This is a genomic window from Nocardiopsis alba (assembly GCF_000710955.1).
Taxonomy (GTDB): Bacteria; Actinomycetota; Actinomycetes; order Streptosporangiales; family Streptosporangiaceae; genus Nocardiopsis; species Nocardiopsis alba.
In genome coordinates this window covers 109453-128726 of sequence record NZ_BAZE01000003.1, presented here as the reverse complement: position 1 = coordinate 128726, position 19274 = coordinate 109453, and the positions used below count along the sequence as shown (strand labels likewise).

Here is a 19274-nt window from a genome sequence, read left to right as displayed (position 1 = left end):
CGACACCAGGTGTCGGCCGCCGACGCGAGGGGTGAGACCACCTAGCCGTGCGGCAGTGGACCGCACGCATCACATCAGGAGCAGACGTGATTCAGCAGGAGTCGCGACTCAAGGTCGCCGACAACACGGGTGCCAAGGAGATCCTTACCATCCGTGTTCTCGGTGGCTCGGGTCGGCGCTACGCCGGGATCGGTGACACCATCGTCGCCACGGTGAAGGACGCCCTGCCTGGCGCTGGAGTCAAGAAGGGCGACGTCGTCAAGGCCGTTATCGTGCGCACTGTCAAGGAGCGCCGCCGGCCCGACGGCTCCTACATCCGCTTCGATGAGAACGCTGCCGTGCTCATCAAGGACGGTGGGGACCCGCGAGGCACTCGCATCTTCGGCCCGGTCGGCCGTGAGCTGCGTGACAAGAAGTACATGCGCATCATTTCGCTGGCGCCGGAGGTGCTCTAAGCGATGAAGATCAAATCTGGCGACGAGGTCATCGTTCTCGCCGGCAAGGACAAGGGTGCCACCGGCAAGGTCGTCAAGGCCCTGCCGAAGGAAGACCGTGTCATCGTCGAGGGCGTCAACCTGGTCAAGAAGCACAGGAAGGCCAATCCGGCCGGCGGCCAGCAGGGTGAGGTCGTCACGAAGGAGGCCCCGATCCACGTGAGCAACGTTGCGCTCGCGGAGGACGGCAAGCCCACCCGGGTCGGCTATCGCTTCGAGGAGGACGGAACCAAGGTTCGCGTCTCCCGCCGCACCGGTAAGGACATCTGATGACGGTTACCAACGACATCACCGCCCCTCCGATGCCGCGGCTCAAGGAGAAGTACCGCAACGAGATCGCTGCGGGCCTCAAGGACGAGTTCGGCATCGGCAACGTCATGCAGATCCCCGGTCTGACGAAGATCGTGGTCAACATGGGCGTTGGTGAGGCCGCGCGTGACGCGAAGCTGATCCAGGGCGCGATCGCCGACCTCTCGGCGATCACCGGCCAGAAGCCGAAGATCAACCGGGCCAAGAACTCCATCGCGCAGTTCAAGCTGCGCGAGGGTCAGCCGATCGGCGCCAGCGTCACGCTGCGCGGCGACCGGATGTGGGAGTTCCTCGACCGGCTGCTCTCGCTGGCCCTGCCCCGGATCCGGGACTTCCGAGGCCTTTCCCCGAAGCAGTTCGACGGGAACGGGAACTACACCTTCGGTCTGACCGAGCAGGTCATGTTCCACGAGGTGGACCCGGACAAGGTCGACCGCCAGCGTGGGATGGACATCACCGTCGTCACCACCGCTACGACCGACGACCAGGGCCGCAGCCTGCTCAAGCGGCTCGGTTTCCCGTTCAAGGAAGCCTGAGGGGTTAACGATGGCTAAGAAGTCCCTGATCGCGAAGGCGAACCGGAAGCCGAAGTTCGGCGTCCGGGCGTATACTCGATGCTCGCGGTGCGGACGCCCGCGCGCGGTCTTCCGGAAGTTCGGCCTGTGCCGTATCTGCTTCCGCGAGATGGCGCACCGGGGCGAGCTGCCCGGCATCACCAAGTCGAGCTGGTAGTTTCCGGCGGGGCCGATCGAACGCTTCAGCGTGGTCGGCCCCCCGCCGGACCACCCTCCCGGTGGCTCGACGTTCGACCCGCCACCGCCTCTCGTAGGCGGTGACGGGGAGGCAACATCCATTCACCAGGGCACGGCAGTCCCGAAGAGGGACCGCGGTGCCCACGACCACGCCGAAGGTCCGTTTGTGCACTCCGTGGGGGAGACCCCGCGAGAGGCAGGCTCTGGGAAGGCCCGCACTCGGAAACCGCGGTGAGGAAGGGCCAGTCGGCCATGACGATGACCGACCCGATCGCAGACATGTTGACACGTCTGCGCAACGCGAATTCGGCTTACCACGACACCGTGACGATGCCGTATTCCAAGATCAAGGCGCACATCGCCGAGGTTCTCCAGCAGGAGGGCTTCATTCAGGGGTGGCGGACCGAGGAGGCCCAGGTGGGCCAGAGCCTCGTCCTGGAGCTGAAGTACGGCCCCACCCGTGAGCGCTCCATCGCCGGCATTCGCCGGGTTTCCAAGCCCGGTCTGCGGGTGTACGCGAAGAAGGAGAACCTGCCTCGCGTGCTGGGTGGCCTTGGCGTGGCCATCATTTCGACGTCCGGCGGCCTGATGACTGACAAGCAGGCCAAGAAGCGTGGCGTGGGCGGCGAAGTCCTCGCTTACGTCTGGTAATAGGGAGAGACGAAAAGCATGTCGCGCATCGGTCGACTGCCGCTCTCGGTCCCCAAGGGCGTCGAGGTCACGATTAACGGGCAAGACGTCACTGTCAAGGGGCCGAAGGGCGAACTGAAGCACACGATCGCCGAGCCGATCACCGCCTCCATGGAGGACGGTGTCGTCACGGTCGCTCGTCCCGACGACAAGCCGGAGAACCGGTCTCTGCACGGTCTCACCCGTGCGCTGATCTCCAACCTCGTCGAGGGTGTCTCCAAGGGCTACTCCAAGACGCTGGAGATCCACGGTGTGGGTTACCGCGTTCAGGCTCGCGGCTCCAACCTGGAGTTCTCGCTGGGCTACAGCCACCCGGTCGTGATCGAGCCCCCGCAGGGCATCACCTTCCGGGTCGAGAAGCCGACGGTCCTCCACGTCGAGGGCATCGACAAGCAGCTGGTGGGACAGGTCGCCGCGAACATTCGCAGCCTGCGCAAGCCTGACCCGTACAAGGCCAAGGGCGTGCGGTACAAGGGTGAGCACATCCGCCGCAAGGCCGGAAAGGCTGGTAAGTAGGCATGGGCATCTCTGTGAGCCGCAAGCGCGCCGCGAAGGCGACCATCGCTCGCAAGCGCCGTCAGTTCCGCGTGCGCAAGAAGGTCGTGGGCACCGCCGAGCGTCCCCGCCTGGCCGTCTTCCGCTCCTCCAAGCACATCGTCGCTCAGGTGATCGACGACACCAAGGGTCACACCCTGGTGGCGGCCTCCAGTGTCGAGGCCGACGTGCGTGGCGCCGAGGGCACCAAGTCGGACAAGTCCCTCAAGGTCGGCGAGCTCGTCGCGCAGCGCGCGAAGGACGCCGGTATCACCCAGGTCGTCTTCGACCGCGGTGGTAACCGCTACGCCGGTCGTATCGCCAAGCTCGCCGACGCGGCGCGCGAAGGCGGGCTGGAGTTCTAATGACCGCTGTACTGGCCGAGAACAATCACGAGAAGAGGAACCACTGATGGCTGCAGCACCGCGGCGCGGCGCCGGTGGCGAGCGGCGTGATCGCCGTGACGATCGCCGCGGCGGCGCCGCAGACAAGGGTGTCTCCTACATCGAGAAGGTCGTGACCATCAACCGGGTCGCGAAGGTCGTCAAGGGCGGCCGTCGCTTCTCCTTCACCGCCCTGGTCGTCGTCGGCGACGGCAACGGCATGGTCGGTGTCGGTTACGGCAAGGCCAAGGAGGTCCCGGCCGCGATCGCCAAGGGTGTCGAGGAGGCGAAGAAGAACTTCTTCCGCGTCCCCCGCATCCAGGGCACGATCACGCACCAGGTCCAGGGCGAGGAGGCCGCGGGTGTCGTCCTGCTGCGTCCGGCCGCCCCGGGTACCGGTGTGATCGCCGGCGGTCCGGTCCGCGCCGTCCTGGAGTGCGCCGGTATCCACGACGTCCTGAGCAAGTCGCTCGGTTCGTCCAACCCGCTGAACATCGTGCACGCCACGGTGGCCGCTCTGAAGGGCCTCAACCAGCCCGAGGAGATCGCCGCCCGCCGTGGACTGCCGATCGAGGACGTCGCCCCGGCCGCCATGCTGCGCGCTCGCGCTGAGGCGAAGGCAGGAGCCTGATCATGGCCAAGATCAAGATCACGCAGACCCGCTCCAAGATCGGCGGCAAGGAGAAGCAGCACGCTGCCCTCCAGTCGCTGGGTCTTGGCCGCATCGGCAAGTCCACCGTCCGTGAGGACCGTCCCGAGGTTCGTGGGCAGATCACGATCGTCTCGCACCTCGTCACCGTCGAGGAGGTCGCAGAATGAGCGACTACAGCCCCGACGAGCCGCTCAAGCTCCACCACCTGCGTCCCGCCCCGGGTGCCAACAAGGCCAAGATCCGCAAGGGTCGTGGCGAGGCGTCCAAGGGTAAGACCGCCGGTCGCGGTACCAAGGGCACCAAGGCTCGTAACACCGTTCGTCCCGGTTTCGAGGGTGGGCAGATGCCCCTCATCCGCCGGGTTCCGAAGCTGAAGGGCTTCAGCAACGCCCGGTTCAAGACGACCTACCAGGTCGTCAACCTGGACCGGCTGAGCGAGCTCTACCCCGAGGGTGGCGAGGTCACCGTCGAGGACCTGGTCGCCAAGGGCGCGGTTCGCAAGAACCAGCTCGTCAAGGTGCTGGGCACCGGTGAGATCACCGTCGCCGTGCAGGTGAGCGCCAACGCGTTCTCCGCCTCGGCGAAGGAGAAGATCGCCGCCGCCGGTGGCTCCGTCACCGAGCTGTAGGGTCACTCCCTACGATGCGTTCTGGGGCGCTCGACGGCCATGATCCGACAGGATCGGCCGTCGGGCGCCCTTCTCACGTTGCGAATGTCGATCGTTATGCCTCACGGCACCTGCTGTTGGGTGATGGCTGTTACAGTGCCATCTGTTTAAGCTCCCCGCTTGACGTAATGTGATTACTTCCGAGCACCGGGCGACATGCCCGTTGCTGACGTTCTACGACGATTCAGGATCGGCCGCGATGTCTGGAACCCGTTCCGCCGCCGAAGCCGCGCAGGAGGAGACGTGCTAGGTGCGTTCGTTCGTGCATTCCGCACGCCCGACCTGCGCAATAAGCTGCTGTTCACACTGTTCATCCTGACGATCTTCCGTCTGGGGTCGGTGATCCCGGCACCGGGCATCGACTCGGCGGCGATCAGGGAACAGATGGAGACGATCACCGCCGCGGACCAGTCCGGGGTCTACGCCCTGGTCAACCTGTTCAGTGGTGGCGCGCTTCTGCAACTGGCGGTCTTCGCGCTCGGGGTCATGCCGTACATCACCGCGAGCATCATCATCAACCTGCTGACGGTGGTCATTCCCCGGCTGGAGTCCCTCAAGAAGGAGGGCCAGGCCGGGCAGAGCAAGATCACCCAGTACACCCGCTATCTCACCCTGATGCTGGCGGTGCTCCAGGCGACGAGCATCGTGGCCATGGCCCGCACCGGCGCGCTGTTCCAGAACGCCATCCCGGTCTCGTCCTACATGCCCAACCAGGACATCCTCACCCTGGTGACCATCGTCTTCACGATGACGGCCGGTACCGCGATCATCATGTGGATGGGCGAGCTCATCACCGAGCGCGGCGTGGGCAACGGTATGTCGCTGCTCATCTTCACGCAGGTCATCGCGGTCTTCCCGTCCGCGATCATGGGCCTGTACGAGGAGCGTTCGGTCTGGATCTTCACCATCATCTGCATGGCCGGTCTGGCCCTGATCACGGCCGTGGTCTTCATGGAGCAGGCCCAGCGCCGTATCCCGGTGCAGTACGCCAAGCGGATGGTCGGTCGTCGGATGTACGGCGGCAGCTCGACCTACATCCCGCTGAAGGTCAACCAGGCGGGCATCATCCCCGTGATCTTCGCCTCCTCCCTGCTGTACCTTCCGCAGCTCATCGTCGGTCTCCTGGGACAGGACTCCACCCACCCGGTGGCGCAGTTCTTCCAGACCTACTTCCTCACGGGCACTCACCCCGTCTACATGGCGGCCTTCTTCGTCATGATCGTCGGGTTCGCGTTCTTCTATGTGGCGATTACCTTCAACCCCACTGAGGTCGCCGACAACATGAAGAAGTACGGTGGATTCATCCCGGGTATCCGACCAGGGCGTCCGACCGCCGAGTACCTCGACTACGTGTTGACTCGGTTGACGACACCCGGCTCTCTGTACCTGGGTGTGATCGCTCTCCTGCCGATGGTCGCCCTCGGCGCCACCGGTGCCGACATGAACTTCCCCTTCGGTGGGACGAGCATCCTGATCATGGTCGGTGTCGGGCTGGACACGGTGAAGCAGATCGAGAGTCACCTCCAGCAGAGGAACTACGAAGGTTTTCTTCGATAAATGCGCGCAGTATTGGTGGGGCCGCCTGGGGCCGGCAAAGGCACCCAGGCCCAGATCCTCGCGGAAGAGCTGACGATCCCGAAGGTGTCCACGGGGGACATCTTCCGGGCCAACGTCAGCGGTGGTACCGAACTCGGCAAGAAGGCCAAGGAGTTCATGGACCGCGGTGACCTCGTGCCCGACGAGGTCACGAACGCCATGGTCAAGGACCGCTTGGCCCAGGAGGACACGGCGGGGGGCTTCCTGCTCGACGGGTTCCCCCGCAACGTCCCCCAGGCGGAGACGCTCAAAGGGATGCTCGCCGACCTCGGCACGTCCCTGGACGTGGTCCTGGAACTGAAGGTCGACGAGGAAGAGGTCGTCAAGCGCCTCTCGGGTCGTCGTTCCTGCCCCGAGTGCGGTCGGGTGTACCACGTCGAGTACGACGCCCCGAAGGTCGAGGGCGAGTGCGACAACGAGGGCGCCGAGCTGTACCAGCGTGAGGACGACCGTGAGGAGACCATTCGGCACCGCCTGAAGGTCTACCGCGAGCAGACCGCGCCGCTGGTCGAGTTCTATGAGGCCGAGGGTCTGCTGGCCACCATCTCCGCCACGGGCCCCGTGGCCGAGGTGACGGCCCGCGCCAAGGCCGCCATCGACGAGAAGCGGTCGGCCGTCTGATGTTCGGTAAGGCGGATCCGGACGTGCAGATCAAGACGCCGGAACAGATCGCCGAGATGAGGGCGGCGGGTCGTGTGGTGGCCCGCGCCCTGGACACCCTGCGGGCCGCCGTGCGGCCCGGAGTGTCCACCCTGGAACTGGACTCGATCGCCGAGAAGGTGATCCGGGACGCCGGAGCCGTGCCGTCCTTCAAGGGCTACCACGGCTTTCCCGGCTCGATCTGCGCCTCGGTCAACGAAGAGGTCGTGCACGGGATCCCCGCCGCCGATCGTGTCCTGGCCGACGGCGACATCATCTCCATCGATTGCGGTGCCGTCCTGAACGGTTGGCACGGCGACTCCGCGGTCACCATCGCGGTGGGCGAGGCCCGCTCCGAGGACCTCGCGATGATGGAGGTGTGCGAGGAGTCCATGTGGCGGGGGATCGCGCAGATGCGACCCGGGGGACGCCTGGGCGACATCGGTCACGCGATCGACGGCCACATCACCTCCAACGGCGGCTACGGCAACGTACGCGAGTACGGTGGCCACGGCATCGGCACCCAGATGCACATGGATCCGCACGTGCTCAACCACGGCAAGCGGGGCAAGGGCCTGAAGCTGGTCGAGGGCATGTGTCTGGCGATCGAGCCGATGACCACGCTCGGCCGGCACGACGTGGTGGAGCTCGACGACGGCTGGACCGTGGTGACCCGTGACGGTCGCCGCGCCGCCCACTTCGAGCACACCGTCGCGATCACCGCGGACGGGCCGATGGTACTGACCGCTCGCGAATCCGACCGCGATAAAATCGCGCGGATGGGCTTCGTCCAGCCGACCTGGTGACGGCGGGCCCACCCCCCGCACCGCCGGTGTCCGACCGGCGGCGGTGGGGGTGGCGACCACTCACGGGTGTAAGGCGAGGTGCGCGCAGTGTCCGACCCGGTGCCGTCCATAGGAACGTCCGATTCCGAGCGTGACCGAGTGGCGGGGCTGCTCCAGGAGTACTTCGCCCAGGGGCGTCTGGACCATGAGGAGTTCACCGAACGCCTCGGTCGTGCCTACAAGTCCAAGACCGCGGAGGAGCTGGCGAGGGTCACCTCGGACCTGCCCGAACGCGATCCGGTCGACGTGGGCAGGGCGCCCCGGGCCGAACCGGGCGTGGTGGTCCATCCGCTGCGTCTGCGCGACCCCGCCCTGATGGTGCCGTGGTGGCTCTACGGCGGGGTCAACATCCTCTGCTTCTCCATCTGGCTCATCCTCTACTTCACCACCGATTTCACCTATCCGTGGTTCCTGTGGGTGCTGGGTCCGTGGGGCGTGCTGATGGTCGCGGTGACCTTCGGGGTCCTGGCGGCCCAGCGCGATCCCCACGCCGAGGAACAGGGGGAGGGACGCTGACGCTCCCTCTCCGCCGGGGTTTCCGTCGGCGGGAGTCGACGGTGTAGGGTTCTCTGCCACCTGTGGTCGGGAGCACTTGCCGGAAGGGGATAGACTGACACTGCCCATACGCGGGCTGTTGGGTCAGTCTGCCTTCTTTGTGCCACGTCTTCCCATCGACGTAAGGCCTGCAGATGGCCTGAACTTCCAGTGTGTCCTGGCGTCGGTGACACGCCTGTCGTGGTCGCCGGGGCCGTCGCGTCATGCGAGGGGCCACTCAGGTCGCGTCGGGTTGTCCTGATCAACCAATCGATGAGCGAGGCGTGGAGGACATGGCAAAGAAAGACGGCGCCATCGAGATCGAGGGCTCCGTTGTCGAGTCCCTACCCAACGCTATGTTCAAGGTAGAGCTCGACAACGGGCACCAGGTTCTTGCCCACATCAGCGGCAAGATGCGGATGAACTACATCCGTATTCTTCCCGACGACCGTGTCGTCGTGGAGCTGAGCCCGTACGACCTCACGCGCGGGCGCATCGTTTACCGCTACAAGTAGCCTGTCGGGGCCATCAGGCCCGAGACTGGTGATGTGATGAGTTCGGAGTCACCATGAAGGTCAAGCCGAGCGTGAAGAAGATCTGCGCGAAGTGCCGCGTGATCCGCCGTAACGGTCGGATCATGGTCATTTGCTCGGACCCGCGGCACAAGCAGCGCCAGGGCTGACAGCCCCGGCCGGCAGGCCGCGACTTCCGCGTCGCGATAGACCCGGAGCGGGGAGATGTTCCCCGGCCGGGCGTATGAAACAACGAAAACCTGTTCCGATCTCCCGCCCGTAGGTGGTGGGGGAGAACCCCCGGTCGGAGGCCGGGGCCTCGTCGATTGGGCGGCGAGAGGATGGAACGGGTCAGACCTCCGCGAATGCATGGATGGAGTCTCGCCCACATGGCACGTATTGCCGGCGTAGACCTCCCTCGCGACAAGCGAGTGGAGATCGCTCTCACGTACGTCTTCGGGGTCGGCCGCACCCGCGCCGTCGAAACCCTGAAGAACACCGGTGTCGACGGGAACACCCGCGTCCACCAGCTGTCCGAAGAGGACCTGGTCAAGCTGCGCGAGTGGATCGACGCCAACTACCAGGTCGAGGGTGACCTGCGACGCGAGGTCCAGGCCGACATCCGTCGCAAGATGGAGATCGGCAGCTACCAGGGCATCCGGCACCGCCGTGGTCTCCCGGTGCGTGGCCAGCGCACGCAGACCAACGCCCGTACCCGCAAGGGCAAGAAGAAGACCGTGGCCGGCAAGAAGAAGGCCGGCAAGAAGTAGTCCGCCTCGGACCTGTCAACCGCGTCCGAGATGACACATACGGACCGATGATCTCTGGGAGTTTCACTCATGCCGCCTAAGGGCCGTCAGGGTGCCGCGCGCAAGGTGCGCCGCAAGGAAAAGAAGAACATTGTCCACGGGCACGCTCACATCAAGAGCACGTTCAACAACACGATCGTGAGCATCACCGACCCGACCGGTGCGGTGATCTCGTGGGCCAGCTCGGGTCAGGTCGGCTTCAAGGGGTCGCGTAAGTCCACCCCCTACGCCGCTCAGATGGCCGCCGAGGCCGCTGCCCGTCGTGCCCAGGAGCACGGTGTCCGCAAGGTCGACGTCTTCGTGAAGGGCCCGGGCTCGGGCCGCGAGACCGCCATCCGTTCGCTTCAGGCGACCGGCCTCGAGGTGGGCTCCATTCAGGACGTCACCCCGGTTCCGCACAACGGCTGCCGCCCGCCGAAGCGCCGCCGCGTCTGATTCGGCACCGGCGCCCGCGACTCCTACCGCACGGGCGCCTCGTGGTGCGGCTCGTCCTTGAACCCGAGGGTTCTCGGACGAGCCGGGTAGGAATCCGAGTAGGGGGCGTCGCCGTTCGGGCGGCGTCCATCCGGTGGCCGTCAAATAGCGGGCGGCCATGTGGAAGGGAAGACACGGACCATGTTGATCGCACAGCGTCCCACGTTGACCGAGGAGACGATCTCCGAGTGGCGCTCGAAGTTCGTCATCGAGCCGCTGGAGCCGGGTTTCGGCTACACGATCGGTAACTCGCTTCGTCGTACCCTGCTGTCCTCCATCCCCGGCGCGGCTGTCACGAGCATCCGCATCGAGGGCGTCGAGCACGAGTTCACCACCGTGCCCGGTGTCAAGGAGGACGTCACGGAGATGATCCTCAACCTCAAGGGCCTGGTCGTCAGCTCCGAGCACGACGAGCCGGTTCTGATGTACCTGCGCAAGCAGGGCCCCGGTGTGGTGACCGCCGCGGACATCGCTCCGCCGGCCGGTGTCGAGGTGCACAACCCCGACCTGCACATCGCCACGCTCAACGGCAAGGGCAAGCTGGAGATGGAGCTGACGGTCGAGCGCGGCCGCGGTTACGTCTCCGCGACGCAGAACAAGCAGCAGGGCCAGGAGATCGGTCGTATCCCGATCGACTCCATCTACTCGCCCGTGCTGCGTGTGACCTACAAGGTCGAGGCGACCCGTGTCGAGCAGCGCACCGACTTCGACCGCCTGATCGTCGACATCGAGACCAAGCCGGCCATCCGTCCCCGTGACGCCGTGGCCAGCGCGGGCAAGACCCTGGTCGAGCTGTTCGGTCTGGCGCGCGAGCTCAACGTCGACGCCGAGGGCATCGACATGGGTCCGTCGCCGACGGACGCCGCCCTGGCGGCCGACCTGGCGCTGCCGATCGAGGACCTCAACCTCACGGTCCGTTCGTACAACTGCCTCAAGCGTGAGGGCATCCACAGCGTTGGTGAGCTGGTCGCACGCTCCGAGCAGGACCTTCTGGACATCCGGAACTTCGGTGCCAAGTCCATCGATGAGGTCAAGCAGAAGCTCATCGACATGGGCCTGTCCCTGAAGGACTCCCCTCCCGGGTTCGACCCCGGCACCGCCGCCGACTCCTTCGGCTCCGAGGACGACGAGGGCGAGTCCTTCGTCGAGACGGAGCAGTACTAGACCTTCGTCGCCCAATGGTCCCCGGCCGAGTGCGGCCGCGGATCGCATCACTAGGAGAACGACACCATGCCCACGCCTACCAAGGGCGCCCGTCTGGGTTCCGGGCCCGCGCACGAGCGGCACATCCTGGCGAACCTCGCCACCTCGCTGTTCCAGCACGGCCGTATCCGCACCACGGAGGCCAAGGCCAAGCGCCTGCGTCCGTACGCCGAGAAGCTCATCACTCTCGGCAAGCGCGGTGACCTGCACGCCCGTCGTCAGGTGCTGACCAAGATCACGGACAAGTCCGTCGTGCACGAGCTCTTCACCGAGATCGGCCCGCGCTACGAGAACCGTCCCGGTGGTTACACCCGTATCACCAAGATCGGTCCGCGTAAGGGCGACAACGCCCCGATGGCCGTCATCGAGCTGGTCGAGGCCCTGCGCGCCCCGGCCGCCCCGGCCGAGAAGCCCGCCGAGGAGGCCACCGAGGCTCCGGCCGAGGAGGCCGCCGCCACGGAGACCGCCGAGTCCGCCGAGGCCACCGAGAGCAAGTAGGTCGTAGGGTCCCGACGGATCCGCACGACGCTCTGGAGTGCCCGACCCTTGCGGGGGTCGGGCACTTTCGCATGTCACGATCCTGCCGGGACACGAACGGGGTGGGGATGGAAGAGAACGAGACGACCACGGCGGGGACGACCGCCGACGGGCCGGGGACGGGCGAGGAGACCGTCCGGCTGCGGCTGGACATCTCCTACGACGGGACCGACTTCTCCGGGTGGGCGACCCAGCCGACCCGGCGCACCGTCCAGGGGGAACTGGAGTCGGCGCTGGCGAAGGTGCTGCGCCTGCCCGAGGCCTCGGTCACCTGTGCCGGGCGTACGGACGCGGGCGTGCACGCCCGCGGGCAGGTCGCCCAGCTCGACGTACCGGCGCGGACCTGGGCCGAGGAGGGGGAGCGGGTACTGCGGCGTCTGGCCGGGGTGCTCCCCAAGGACGTGAGGGTGAGCGGCGTACGTCTCGCCCCGCCGGGTTTCGACGCCCGCTTCTCGCCGCTGTTCCGCCGCTACGTCTACCGGGTGAGCGACGCCCCTTACGGGGTGGAGCCCCTGAGGCGTCGGGACGTGCTCTGGCACCGTCGCCCCTTGGACGTCGACCGGATGAACGAGGCCGCCGCCCGACTGGTGGGGGAACACGACTTCGCGGCCTTCTGTAAGAAGCGGGAGGGGGCGACCACCATCCGTGAACTGCTCCGGTTGGAGTGGAGGCGCGAGGAGGAACACCTCCTGGCCGGGACGATCCAGGCGGACGCCTTCTGCCACAACATGGTCCGCGCGCTCGTGGGAGCCCTTCTGGCGGTCGGGGACGGCCGGCACGGGGTGGAGTGGCCGGCGACCGTCCTGGGGGCCGGTGTGCGCGATTCGTCGGTGCACGTGGTCGGGCCCCAGGGGCTGAGCCTGGAAGAGGTCCGCTACCCCGACGACGCCGAGTTGGCGGCGCGCGCCACGCTCACGCGTCGGGTGCGGGAGCTGCCCTGCCCCGGCGACCGTCCCTGAGGGCGGGGCCGCCGACAGGCGACCCTCCCGGGGCACCGGGCGGAGAGGAACGGCTCCGTCGCCGCCCACGAGTACGTGGGGCGGCGACGGAGCCGTTTCGCGTTCTTTCGATCAGGCGCGGTCGTCGGCCAGGCTCTCGTAGGCCGTCTCGACGAAGCCCTCGCCGATGTCGCGGAGCTCGGTGGCCTCGCTCTCCTCCTCGCCGCTGCCGTCGCTGTTGGCGGCCAGGGAGAAGACCAGGTAGCGGCCCCACTGGCCGCTGCTCCCGTGGCCTCCGGAGTAGCCCAGCCGTTCGGCCGGGCTGCCCTCCTCGCCGGGCAGGCCCGCGAACCACTCGGCGGCGATGAGGTCCTGGGCGTTCATGGCCTCCTCCGCCTCGTCGGCGCGGGGCATGGCCGCGATCCCCACGGTGACCGCGTGGTTCTGGTCCTCGCTCAGGTAGGAGGCCCGGATCAGCTGACGGCAGTCGTTCTCGGTGAGCGCCTGTCCGTAGTCGCCGTGGGTACCGGTCGCGCAGTCGTCGGTGTCCTCGACGGCGACACGGGAGAACGTTCCCTGACCGTCGACCTCCACCTCTTCGGGGAAGAGCGCCTCGACGTCCAGGGCACCCGGGTCGTCGGCCTCGTCCGAGACGTTCACCGCGTCGCCGGAGCCTCCGGAGCCCAGACCACCGCTGGCGATCAGGAAGACGCCACCGCCGACGAGGAGCAGCAGCACGGCGAAGCCCGAGCCCAAGAGGATGTTGCGCTTGCGCTTGTCCCGGGGCGCGCCGCGGTCGTCGTCGTAGTAATCGTCATAGTCGTCGTAGTCCCGCATGCTCTGGACGTCGAACTGCGCGGTGTCGGCGCCGTCGTCCTCGGGGACCTCGTCGCGGTACAGGGGACGGGCCGAGGCCTTCGGGCCCGTCGGCGCGGCGGGGACGGCGTTGAGGTTCTGGGTCGCCCCCATCGCGTCGGGAGGGAAGACCGGCTGCTCGGCCGCGGGCTCGGGCGGCCCCTGGGGCGGACGCGGCACACCGGCGGGAGCGCCCGGAGGGGGAGTGGGGGCCCCGGGGGGCGGCCCCTGCGGGTGGGCGCCCGGCTGCCCCGGGCCCATGGCGGGGTGGCCGCCGGTGGGCATGTTCGGGGGCCCCTGAGGGGGCCGGGGCGGTCCGCCGTTCGGCGGCGTCGGGGCGCCCGGGGGGGAGGGGTGGCCGGCGCCGGGGCCCTGAGGGGCGTGCGGCGGAACGTTCGGCCCGCTCGGAGTGACATGTCCCATGCCGGGGTGGCCGCCGGTGGGTACGTTCGGCGGCCCCTGAGGAGGACCCTGGCGAGGGCCTGCGGGCGGCGGGCCCTGGGGTGCCGGCGGGCGAGGTGCCTGCGGGGCCTGGGGGCCGCTCTGCGCGCCCTGGGGAGCCCCGGGCGCATGCGGAGGCATCGATGGCGGCCGGGGGGCGTTCTGGGGCGGTCTGGGGGCTCCGGGCGGCGGCCCGCCGCCCGGCCCGTGCGGCGTCTGGGGTCCGGACGGGATCCCCGGACCGCTCTGCGGAGGCCGAGGAACGTTCGGCGGGACGGGCGGGGCCTGGGGGCCGCTGGGCGCCCCGGGTGGGAGCTGTGGACCGCCGCTCTGTGGGGCCTGGGGGCCGCGCGGGCCGGCGGGGGCCGGATAGCCCTGCGGGGGGCGGGGCGGGGTCGGCGCGTCGTGCGGTCCACGCGGTGCGGATGTGGAAGGCTGGCCCTCAGAAGGGGAGCCCGGCCCTCCGAGCAGATCCCGGCCATCTCCCTCCGGGGGAAGGGGATATCCGTCGGGACCGTACTGAGGCGGGTTCGGATGAGTACTGATGGGAGTCTCCGAAGGCTCTGAGGGTGGGACTGGACCACGGCGCCGTGACCCGCGCGGGCGCGTTCGTGTCGATTCGGTGGGGTTGGGCGACCGTGACGGGCGTCTCCATGGGTCACGTCATCGCCCGTCGTACCGGGCGGAGACCGGACTTTCGGAGCAAGGGTAGCCAACCCGCGGTCGAGAGCAGGACGAAGCACTCCCGACGACAGGCATAATAAAAGGCGGAGAGGTCACGGATGTGAACCCGTCCCGGCGCTTTCCCGCCCTGACGATGATCCCGCCTTCCGGCCAGACGCTCGCTTTGACCTGCGCTATGGTTGGTCGGTAGGATATTTCGTCGTTGTGCGTTGAGTTGCCGTGGGCCCCAAACTCCCGAAGTTGGGTGCCGATCCACGCACCATCGTCTGCGCACTCACGACCGGGTCGTCCTGATTGGACATGGGACATCCGGCCAATGTAACGGATCCGCAACCGTCGAATCCGTTTCCGGCCCCGCACCCATTGGGGTGTTCCGTAATACGAGTCCACCATCCCGTTCGGGATGGGGCAGCCGACTGAAGAGCGAAGGCGAACGATCGTGCGCACATACAGCCCCAAACCAAGCGATGTCCAGCGTCAGTGGCACGTTGTCGACGCTACCGATCTCGTGCTCGGGCGTATGGCGAGCCAGGTCGCCACGCTGCTTCGGGGCAAGCACAAGCCCTACTACGCGCCCCACGTCGACACCGGCGACTTCGTCATCATCGTGAACGCCGAGAAGGTCGCGCTGACCGGCAACAAGCTCGAGCAGAAGCGCGCCTACCGCCACTCCGGCTACCCGGGTGGTCTGCGCTCCGTCGCCTACGCCGACCTGCTGGAGAAGAACCCCGAGCGGGCCATCGAGAAGGCCATCAAGGGCATGCTGCCCAAGGGCACCCTGGGCCGCCAGATGGCCAAGAAGCTCAAGGTCTACGCCGGCCCGGAGCACCCGCACCAGGCCCAGCAGCCGGTCCCGTTCGAAATCACCAAGATCGCGCAGCCCGCGTAGGCGTTCGCAGACTTTCACAGGAAGCACGAGGTTAACCGTGGTCGAGCCCACCGGCATCGAAGACGTCGCCCAGGACTACGCCGAGAACCCGGAGGAGTTCCCCTCCGAGTACACCAGCGAGTCGGACGAGCAGACCGCCGCTTACGTCCCCACCGCCTCCGGCCCCAGCGCCGGCACCGGTCGTCGTAAGCAGGCCGTCGCCCGCGTCCGCATCGCTCCCGGCACCGGCGAGTGGAAGGTCAACGGCAAGCCGCTGGAGACCTACTTCCCGGACAAGGTCCACCAGCAGACCATCAAGGACCCCTTCGTCTCCCTCGGGTTCGACGGCGCCTACGACGTCTTCGCCCGTCTGGACGGCGGCGGCACCAGCGGCCAGGCCGGCGCCCTGCGTCACGGCATCGCCCGTGCCCTGGCCTCGCTGGACCCCGAGAACAACCGCCCGACTCTGAAGAAGGCCGGTTTCCTCACCCGTGACGACCGTGAGGTCGAGCGGAAGAAGGCCGGTCTCAAGAAGGCGCGCAAGGCTCCTCAGTTCTCCAAGCGTTGATGCTCATGCGCCGGCACCCGCTCGGCTGAGCTCTCACCCGTACGTCGTCCCGCACAGGGACGGCGTACGGGTGTTTTCGTTTGTCCGGTGGCGTTCTCCGCCACGCTGAACCTCATCGGCGCCGAACGGGCGTCGCTTTCGAAAGGGGCTGTCGCCTGTGGCTCGGCTGTTCGGAACAGATGGTGTACGCGGTCTCGCGGGTCGCGACCTGACCGCCACCCTCACCCTGGAACTGTCCATCGCGGCGGCGCGTGTGCTCACCCGCTCCGACGGCGACCGACGTCCGCTGGCCGTCGTGGGCCGTGACCCCCGCGCCTCCGGAGAGTTCCTGGAGGCCGCCGTGGTGGCGGGTCTGGCCAGTACGGGCGTCGACGTCGTCAAGGTGGGCGTGCTGCCCACCCCCGCCGTCGCCCATCTGACCGGTGTCCTGGACGCCGACTTCGGCGTGATGCTCTCCGCCAGCCACAATCCGGCTCCGGACAACGGCATCAAGTTCTTCGCCCGGGGCGGCCAGAAGCTCGAGGACGCCCTGGAGGAGGAGATCGAGGGCATGCTCGGCGTTCCCTCGACCCCCGCCGTGGGCGAGGCCGTCGGTCGGGTCTCCGAGTCCGGTGACGGCGCCGAACTCTACACCCGGCACATCCTCGACTCCCTGCCGCACGACCTCAAGGGACTCAAGGTCGTCATCGACTGCGCCCACGGGGCCTCCAGCTCCGTCGCGCCCGACGCCCTGCGACGCGCGGGCGCCGAGGTCATCTCCATCGGTGACGCCCCCGACGGCCACAACATCAACCAGGGCTACGGTTCCACCAGCCTGGACGCCCTCAAGGAGGCGGTCCGGCTCCACGGGGCCGACGCCGGTATCGCCAACGACGGCGACGCCGACCGCTGCCTGGCCGTGGACGCCGAGGGCAACACGGTCGACGGCGATCAGATCCTCGCCATCCTGGCCACCGAGGCCAAGAACGCGGGTCGGCTGGCCGAGGACACCCTCGTGGTGACGGTCATGTCCAACCTGGGGCTCAAACTCGCCATGGAGCGAGAGGGCATCAACGTCGTCGAGACCGCGGTGGGCGACCGTTACGTGCTGGAGGAGATGAAGCGCGGCGGCTTCGCCCTGGGCGGTGAGCAGTCCGGCCACGTGATCCTGCTGGACCACGCCACCACCGGCGACGGTCTGCTCACCGGCCTGCACCTGCTGGCGGCCATGGCCGACCACGGGCAGGGGCTGGCCGAACTGGCCAAGGTGATGACCCGTCTGCCCCAGGTCCTCATCAATGTTCCCGACGTCGATAAGTCCCGGGCCGCGGAGTCCGAGGAGCTGGCCGCCGCCGTCCGTGAGGCCGAGGCCGAACTCGGTGACACCGGCCGGGTCCTCATCCGTCCCAGCGGGACCGAGCCCAAGGTCCGCGTGATGGTGGAGGCCCCCGATCAGGGCCAGGCCACCGCCGTCGCCGAGCGTCTCGCCGGAGTGGTCAAGACGGCACTGTCCTGAGGGACCATGACGGCCTCGGCCCTCCGGTGGGGTCGAGGCCGGGTCGTTCTCGCGCGTTCGGGCACAGAGTGGCCCGGACGCGCGTTCTCGTTCATGTGGTCGACGTGACGGGGCCGATGGGAGGCGAGGCCCTCCAGGGACGATAGGTGGTGCGGTCATGGTGATGAACGCGGGTTACGGACGTTCCCTGACGATCGGTGTGGACGTCGGAGGGACGAAGGTCGCCGCCGGCGTGGTGACACCGGGTGGGAGGGTCCTGGCGCGGGTGCGCACCCAGACGCCCGAACGCAGCAAGAGCCCGGAGGTCGTGGAGGACACGATCGTCTCGGTGGTGTCCGAACTCCGTCGGCGGTATCCGGTACGGGCGGTGGGCGTGGGAGCGGCCGGGTTCGTCGACGAGCGACGTTCCAGGGTCCTGTTCGCCCCGCACCTGTCCTGGCGCGAGGAGCCGCTGAGGGACGCCCTGGCGGTACGTCTGGGGCTGCCCGTGGTGGTGGAGAACGACGCCAACGCCTCGGCCTGGGCCGAGGTGCGCGCGGGGGCCGGACGCGGGGTGGACGACGTGGTGGTCGTCAACCTCGGTACCGGGATCGGTGGCGCGATCGTCTCCGACGGGGTTCTGCGGCGTGGACGGTACGGTCTCGCCGGAGAGTTCGGGCACATGACGGTGGTGCCCGGAGGCCATCGGTGCGAATGCGGCAACCGGGGGTGCTGGGAGCAGTACGCGAGCGGCAACGCCCTCACCCGTGAGGCCCGTGAACTGGTGGCCGCGGAATCCCCCGTGGCGGAGGCGCTCCGGCAGGAGGTGGGGGGAGACCCGACCCTGATCACCGGACCGTTGGTCAGTGACCTGGCCCGCAAGGGCGACCGGGCCTGTCGGGAACTGATGGAGGAGGCGGGCACCTGGCTGGGCGTGGGTCTGGCCAACCTGGCGGCGGCCTTCGACCCCGAACTGTTCGTGATCGGCGGTGGCGTCTCCGAAGCGGGAGGGTTGCTGCTCGATCCGGCCCGACGGGCCTTCGAGAAGGGCCTGACCGGGCGCGGCTACCGGCCCGAGGCCCGGGTGGAGGCGGCGGCGTTGGGCAACGAGGCCGGACTCATCGGAGCCGCCGACCTCGCGCGTGAGGCACTGCCCCGGGGACGGCGCCGGCGTCACCGGCGCCGTCTGGGACGCGTCGGCCGGTGAGGGTCAGCGTCGGGTGGTCAGCGCCCTCACGTCGATGTCGATCGGGAAGGGTACGTCCAGCTTCAGACGTTCCCGGGCGATGGTGATCGGGACGTAGCGCGGGGCCGTGGTGCCGTCGAGCTCGTACACGTGGATCGCGGGTCCCTCGTCCTCCGGTTCGATCCGCCAGAAGTGCGGGATCCCGGCCGCGGCGTACTTCATCGGCTTGGTGGTGCGGTCCCGTTCCCGGGACTCGGGGGAGACGATCTCGATGACGATGAGCACGTCTTCGGGCGGAACGTGGGCGGCCCGATACCAGTCGAGGTGCTGATCCGCGCCCTCTTCGAATTCGTAGACCAGGAGATCGGGCTCCGGCCGCTGGTGCTTTCCCAGTTTCATGGTCATCTCGGCGAGAACGTCGACGTTCTTCGGTGCCGCGTCCTCCAAGGCGTTCGCCAGGTAACGCATGACGCGTGAGTGGAATCGGGCCCGAGGGGAAAGCAAGACGAGTGCTCCGTCGATGAGTTCCATCCGGGGAGCCTCCGGAGGAAGGTCGTCCATGTCGTCGGCGGTCCAGCCCCCGGGAGGGGTGAGGAACCAGTCGGGGAGCGGCTCGGTCATCGAGTCCTC

At 68.0% G+C, this 19274-nt stretch carries 27 protein-coding genes; 25 read left to right on the top strand and 2 right to left on the bottom strand.

Annotated features, from left to right (window positions below; all coding sequences use genetic code 11):
• The first annotated feature begins 86 nt into the window (after nucleotides 1-86).
• The 21 genes from rplN to truA all read left to right on the top strand — a co-directional run bounded on the left by rplN (nucleotide 87) and on the right by truA (nucleotide 12589).
• Nucleotides 87-455, top strand: a complete 369-nt coding sequence (rplN, locus tag TR33_RS06270; RefSeq protein WP_014911091.1) for a 50S ribosomal protein L14 — start codon at nucleotides 87-89, stop codon at nucleotides 453-455.
• Between the two features lie 3 nt (nucleotides 456-458).
• Nucleotides 459-764 carry a 50S ribosomal protein L24 gene (gene rplX / locus TR33_RS06265; protein ID WP_014910645.1) on the top strand — a complete coding sequence of 102 codons (306 nt, stop codon included), beginning with the start codon at nucleotides 459-461 and terminating at the stop codon, nucleotides 762-764.
• Nucleotides 764-1339, top strand: coding sequence for a 50S ribosomal protein L5 (gene rplE / locus TR33_RS06260; RefSeq protein WP_041561844.1), 576 nt, complete (start codon nucleotides 764-766; stop codon nucleotides 1337-1339). Before rplX ends, rplE begins: the two co-directional genes overlap by 1 nt.
• A 10-nt stretch (nucleotides 1340-1349) precedes the next feature.
• A complete protein-coding gene (locus TR33_RS06255; RefSeq protein WP_014912578.1) occupies nucleotides 1350-1535 on the top strand; it encodes a type Z 30S ribosomal protein S14 in 186 nt (61 codons plus the stop codon).
• Between the two features lie 272 nt (nucleotides 1536-1807).
• Nucleotides 1808-2206, top strand: a complete 399-nt coding sequence (gene rpsH / locus TR33_RS06250) for a 30S ribosomal protein S8 (protein WP_014911657.1) — start codon at nucleotides 1808-1810, stop codon at nucleotides 2204-2206.
• 18 nt (nucleotides 2207-2224) lie between these two features.
• Nucleotides 2225-2761 (top strand): 50S ribosomal protein L6, encoded by a 537-nt coding sequence (gene rplF, locus TR33_RS06245; RefSeq protein WP_014910545.1) that lies wholly within the window; start codon nucleotides 2225-2227, stop codon nucleotides 2759-2761.
• Between the two features lie 2 nt (nucleotides 2762-2763).
• Nucleotides 2764-3144 carry a 50S ribosomal protein L18 gene (rplR, locus tag TR33_RS06240; RefSeq protein ID WP_017535885.1) on the top strand — a complete coding sequence of 127 codons (381 nt, stop codon included), beginning with the start codon at nucleotides 2764-2766 and terminating at the stop codon, nucleotides 3142-3144.
• A gap of 46 nt (nucleotides 3145-3190) precedes the next feature.
• Nucleotides 3191-3793 (top strand): 30S ribosomal protein S5, encoded by a 603-nt coding sequence (gene rpsE, locus TR33_RS06235; RefSeq protein WP_014911996.1) that lies wholly within the window; start codon nucleotides 3191-3193, stop codon nucleotides 3791-3793.
• A gap of 2 nt (nucleotides 3794-3795) precedes the next feature.
• The gene (gene rpmD, locus TR33_RS06230) at nucleotides 3796-3981 is read left to right on the top strand and encodes a 50S ribosomal protein L30 (protein WP_014912857.1); all 186 of its coding nucleotides are present in this window, start codon (nucleotides 3796-3798) and stop codon (nucleotides 3979-3981) included.
• Nucleotides 3978-4442: a 50S ribosomal protein L15 gene (gene rplO, locus TR33_RS06225; RefSeq protein WP_014908878.1), complete on the top strand. Its 465-nt coding sequence runs from the start codon at nucleotides 3978-3980 to the stop codon at nucleotides 4440-4442. Before rpmD ends, rplO begins: the two co-directional genes overlap by 4 nt.
• 282 nt (nucleotides 4443-4724) lie before the next feature.
• Nucleotides 4725-6038, top strand: coding sequence for a preprotein translocase subunit SecY (secY, locus tag TR33_RS06220; protein WP_014910267.1), 1314 nt, complete (start codon nucleotides 4725-4727; stop codon nucleotides 6036-6038).
• Nucleotides 6039-6698, top strand: a complete 660-nt coding sequence (locus TR33_RS06215; RefSeq protein WP_014911080.1) for an adenylate kinase — start codon at nucleotides 6039-6041, stop codon at nucleotides 6696-6698. It abuts the gene before it with no gap.
• Complete coding sequence (gene map / locus TR33_RS06210; RefSeq protein ID WP_017535883.1) at nucleotides 6698-7522, top strand: type I methionyl aminopeptidase; 825 nt, start codon at nucleotides 6698-6700, stop codon at nucleotides 7520-7522. Before TR33_RS06215 ends, map begins: the two co-directional genes overlap by 1 nt.
• A gap of 87 nt (nucleotides 7523-7609) precedes the next feature.
• Complete coding sequence (locus tag TR33_RS06205; protein WP_014912703.1) at nucleotides 7610-8077, top strand: DUF1707 SHOCT-like domain-containing protein; 468 nt, start codon at nucleotides 7610-7612, stop codon at nucleotides 8075-8077.
• Nucleotides 8078-8388: 311 nt separating this feature from the next.
• Nucleotides 8389-8610, top strand: a complete 222-nt coding sequence (gene infA / locus TR33_RS06200; RefSeq protein ID WP_013156135.1) for a translation initiation factor IF-1 — start codon at nucleotides 8389-8391, stop codon at nucleotides 8608-8610.
• A gap of 53 nt (nucleotides 8611-8663) precedes the next feature.
• A complete protein-coding gene (gene rpmJ / locus TR33_RS25900) occupies nucleotides 8664-8777 on the top strand; it encodes a 50S ribosomal protein L36 (protein ID WP_013156136.1) in 114 nt (37 codons plus the stop codon).
• A gap of 219 nt (nucleotides 8778-8996) precedes the next feature.
• A complete protein-coding gene (gene rpsM / locus TR33_RS06195) occupies nucleotides 8997-9377 on the top strand; it encodes a 30S ribosomal protein S13 (RefSeq protein WP_026125248.1) in 381 nt (126 codons plus the stop codon).
• Nucleotides 9378-9446: 69 nt separating this feature from the next.
• Nucleotides 9447-9851 carry a 30S ribosomal protein S11 gene (gene rpsK / locus TR33_RS06190; protein WP_013156138.1) on the top strand — a complete coding sequence of 135 codons (405 nt, stop codon included), beginning with the start codon at nucleotides 9447-9449 and terminating at the stop codon, nucleotides 9849-9851.
• A 180-nt stretch (nucleotides 9852-10031) separates the two neighbouring features.
• Nucleotides 10032-11054 carry a DNA-directed RNA polymerase subunit alpha gene (locus TR33_RS06185; RefSeq protein WP_014908435.1) on the top strand — a complete coding sequence of 341 codons (1023 nt, stop codon included), beginning with the start codon at nucleotides 10032-10034 and terminating at the stop codon, nucleotides 11052-11054.
• A gap of 66 nt (nucleotides 11055-11120) precedes the next feature.
• On the top strand, nucleotides 11121-11591 hold the full coding sequence (gene rplQ / locus TR33_RS06180) for a 50S ribosomal protein L17 (RefSeq protein ID WP_014909900.1): 471 nt from the start codon (nucleotides 11121-11123) through the stop codon (nucleotides 11589-11591).
• 107 nt (nucleotides 11592-11698) lie between these two features.
• Entirely contained in the window at nucleotides 11699-12589 is an 891-nt protein-coding gene (truA, locus tag TR33_RS06175; RefSeq protein ID WP_234305766.1) for a tRNA pseudouridine(38-40) synthase TruA, read from the top strand.
• Between the two features lie 111 nt (nucleotides 12590-12700).
• Here truA and TR33_RS06170 read toward each other — a convergent pair whose 3' ends face one another.
• Entirely contained in the window at nucleotides 12701-13708 is a 1008-nt protein-coding gene (locus tag TR33_RS06170) for a hypothetical protein (RefSeq protein WP_085994760.1), read from the bottom strand.
• Nucleotides 13709-14987: 1279 nt separating this feature from the next.
• On the opposite strand from TR33_RS06170, the gene rplM reads away from it, so the two are divergent.
• The 4 genes from rplM (at nucleotide 14988) to TR33_RS06150 (ending at nucleotide 18665) form a co-directional block, all read left to right on the top strand.
• Nucleotides 14988-15437, top strand: coding sequence for a 50S ribosomal protein L13 (rplM, locus tag TR33_RS06165; RefSeq protein ID WP_026125246.1), 450 nt, complete (start codon nucleotides 14988-14990; stop codon nucleotides 15435-15437).
• 37 nt (nucleotides 15438-15474) lie between these two features.
• Nucleotides 15475-15984 carry a 30S ribosomal protein S9 gene (gene rpsI / locus TR33_RS06160; protein ID WP_014910127.1) on the top strand — a complete coding sequence of 170 codons (510 nt, stop codon included), beginning with the start codon at nucleotides 15475-15477 and terminating at the stop codon, nucleotides 15982-15984.
• A 157-nt stretch (nucleotides 15985-16141) separates the two neighbouring features.
• On the top strand, nucleotides 16142-17479 hold the full coding sequence (gene glmM, locus TR33_RS06155; protein WP_042282115.1) for a phosphoglucosamine mutase: 1338 nt from the start codon (nucleotides 16142-16144) through the stop codon (nucleotides 17477-17479).
• Nucleotides 17480-17636: 157 nt separating this feature from the next.
• On the top strand, nucleotides 17637-18665 hold the full coding sequence (locus TR33_RS06150) for an ROK family glucokinase (protein ID WP_199806110.1): 1029 nt from the start codon (nucleotides 17637-17639) through the stop codon (nucleotides 18663-18665).
• A gap of 3 nt (nucleotides 18666-18668) precedes the next feature.
• Here TR33_RS06150 and TR33_RS06145 read toward each other — a convergent pair whose 3' ends face one another.
• The gene (locus TR33_RS06145; protein WP_042282114.1) at nucleotides 18669-19265 is read right to left on the bottom strand and encodes a Uma2 family endonuclease; all 597 of its coding nucleotides are present in this window, start codon (nucleotides 19263-19265) and stop codon (nucleotides 18669-18671) included.
• Nucleotides 19266-19274 lie beyond the last annotated feature (9 nt).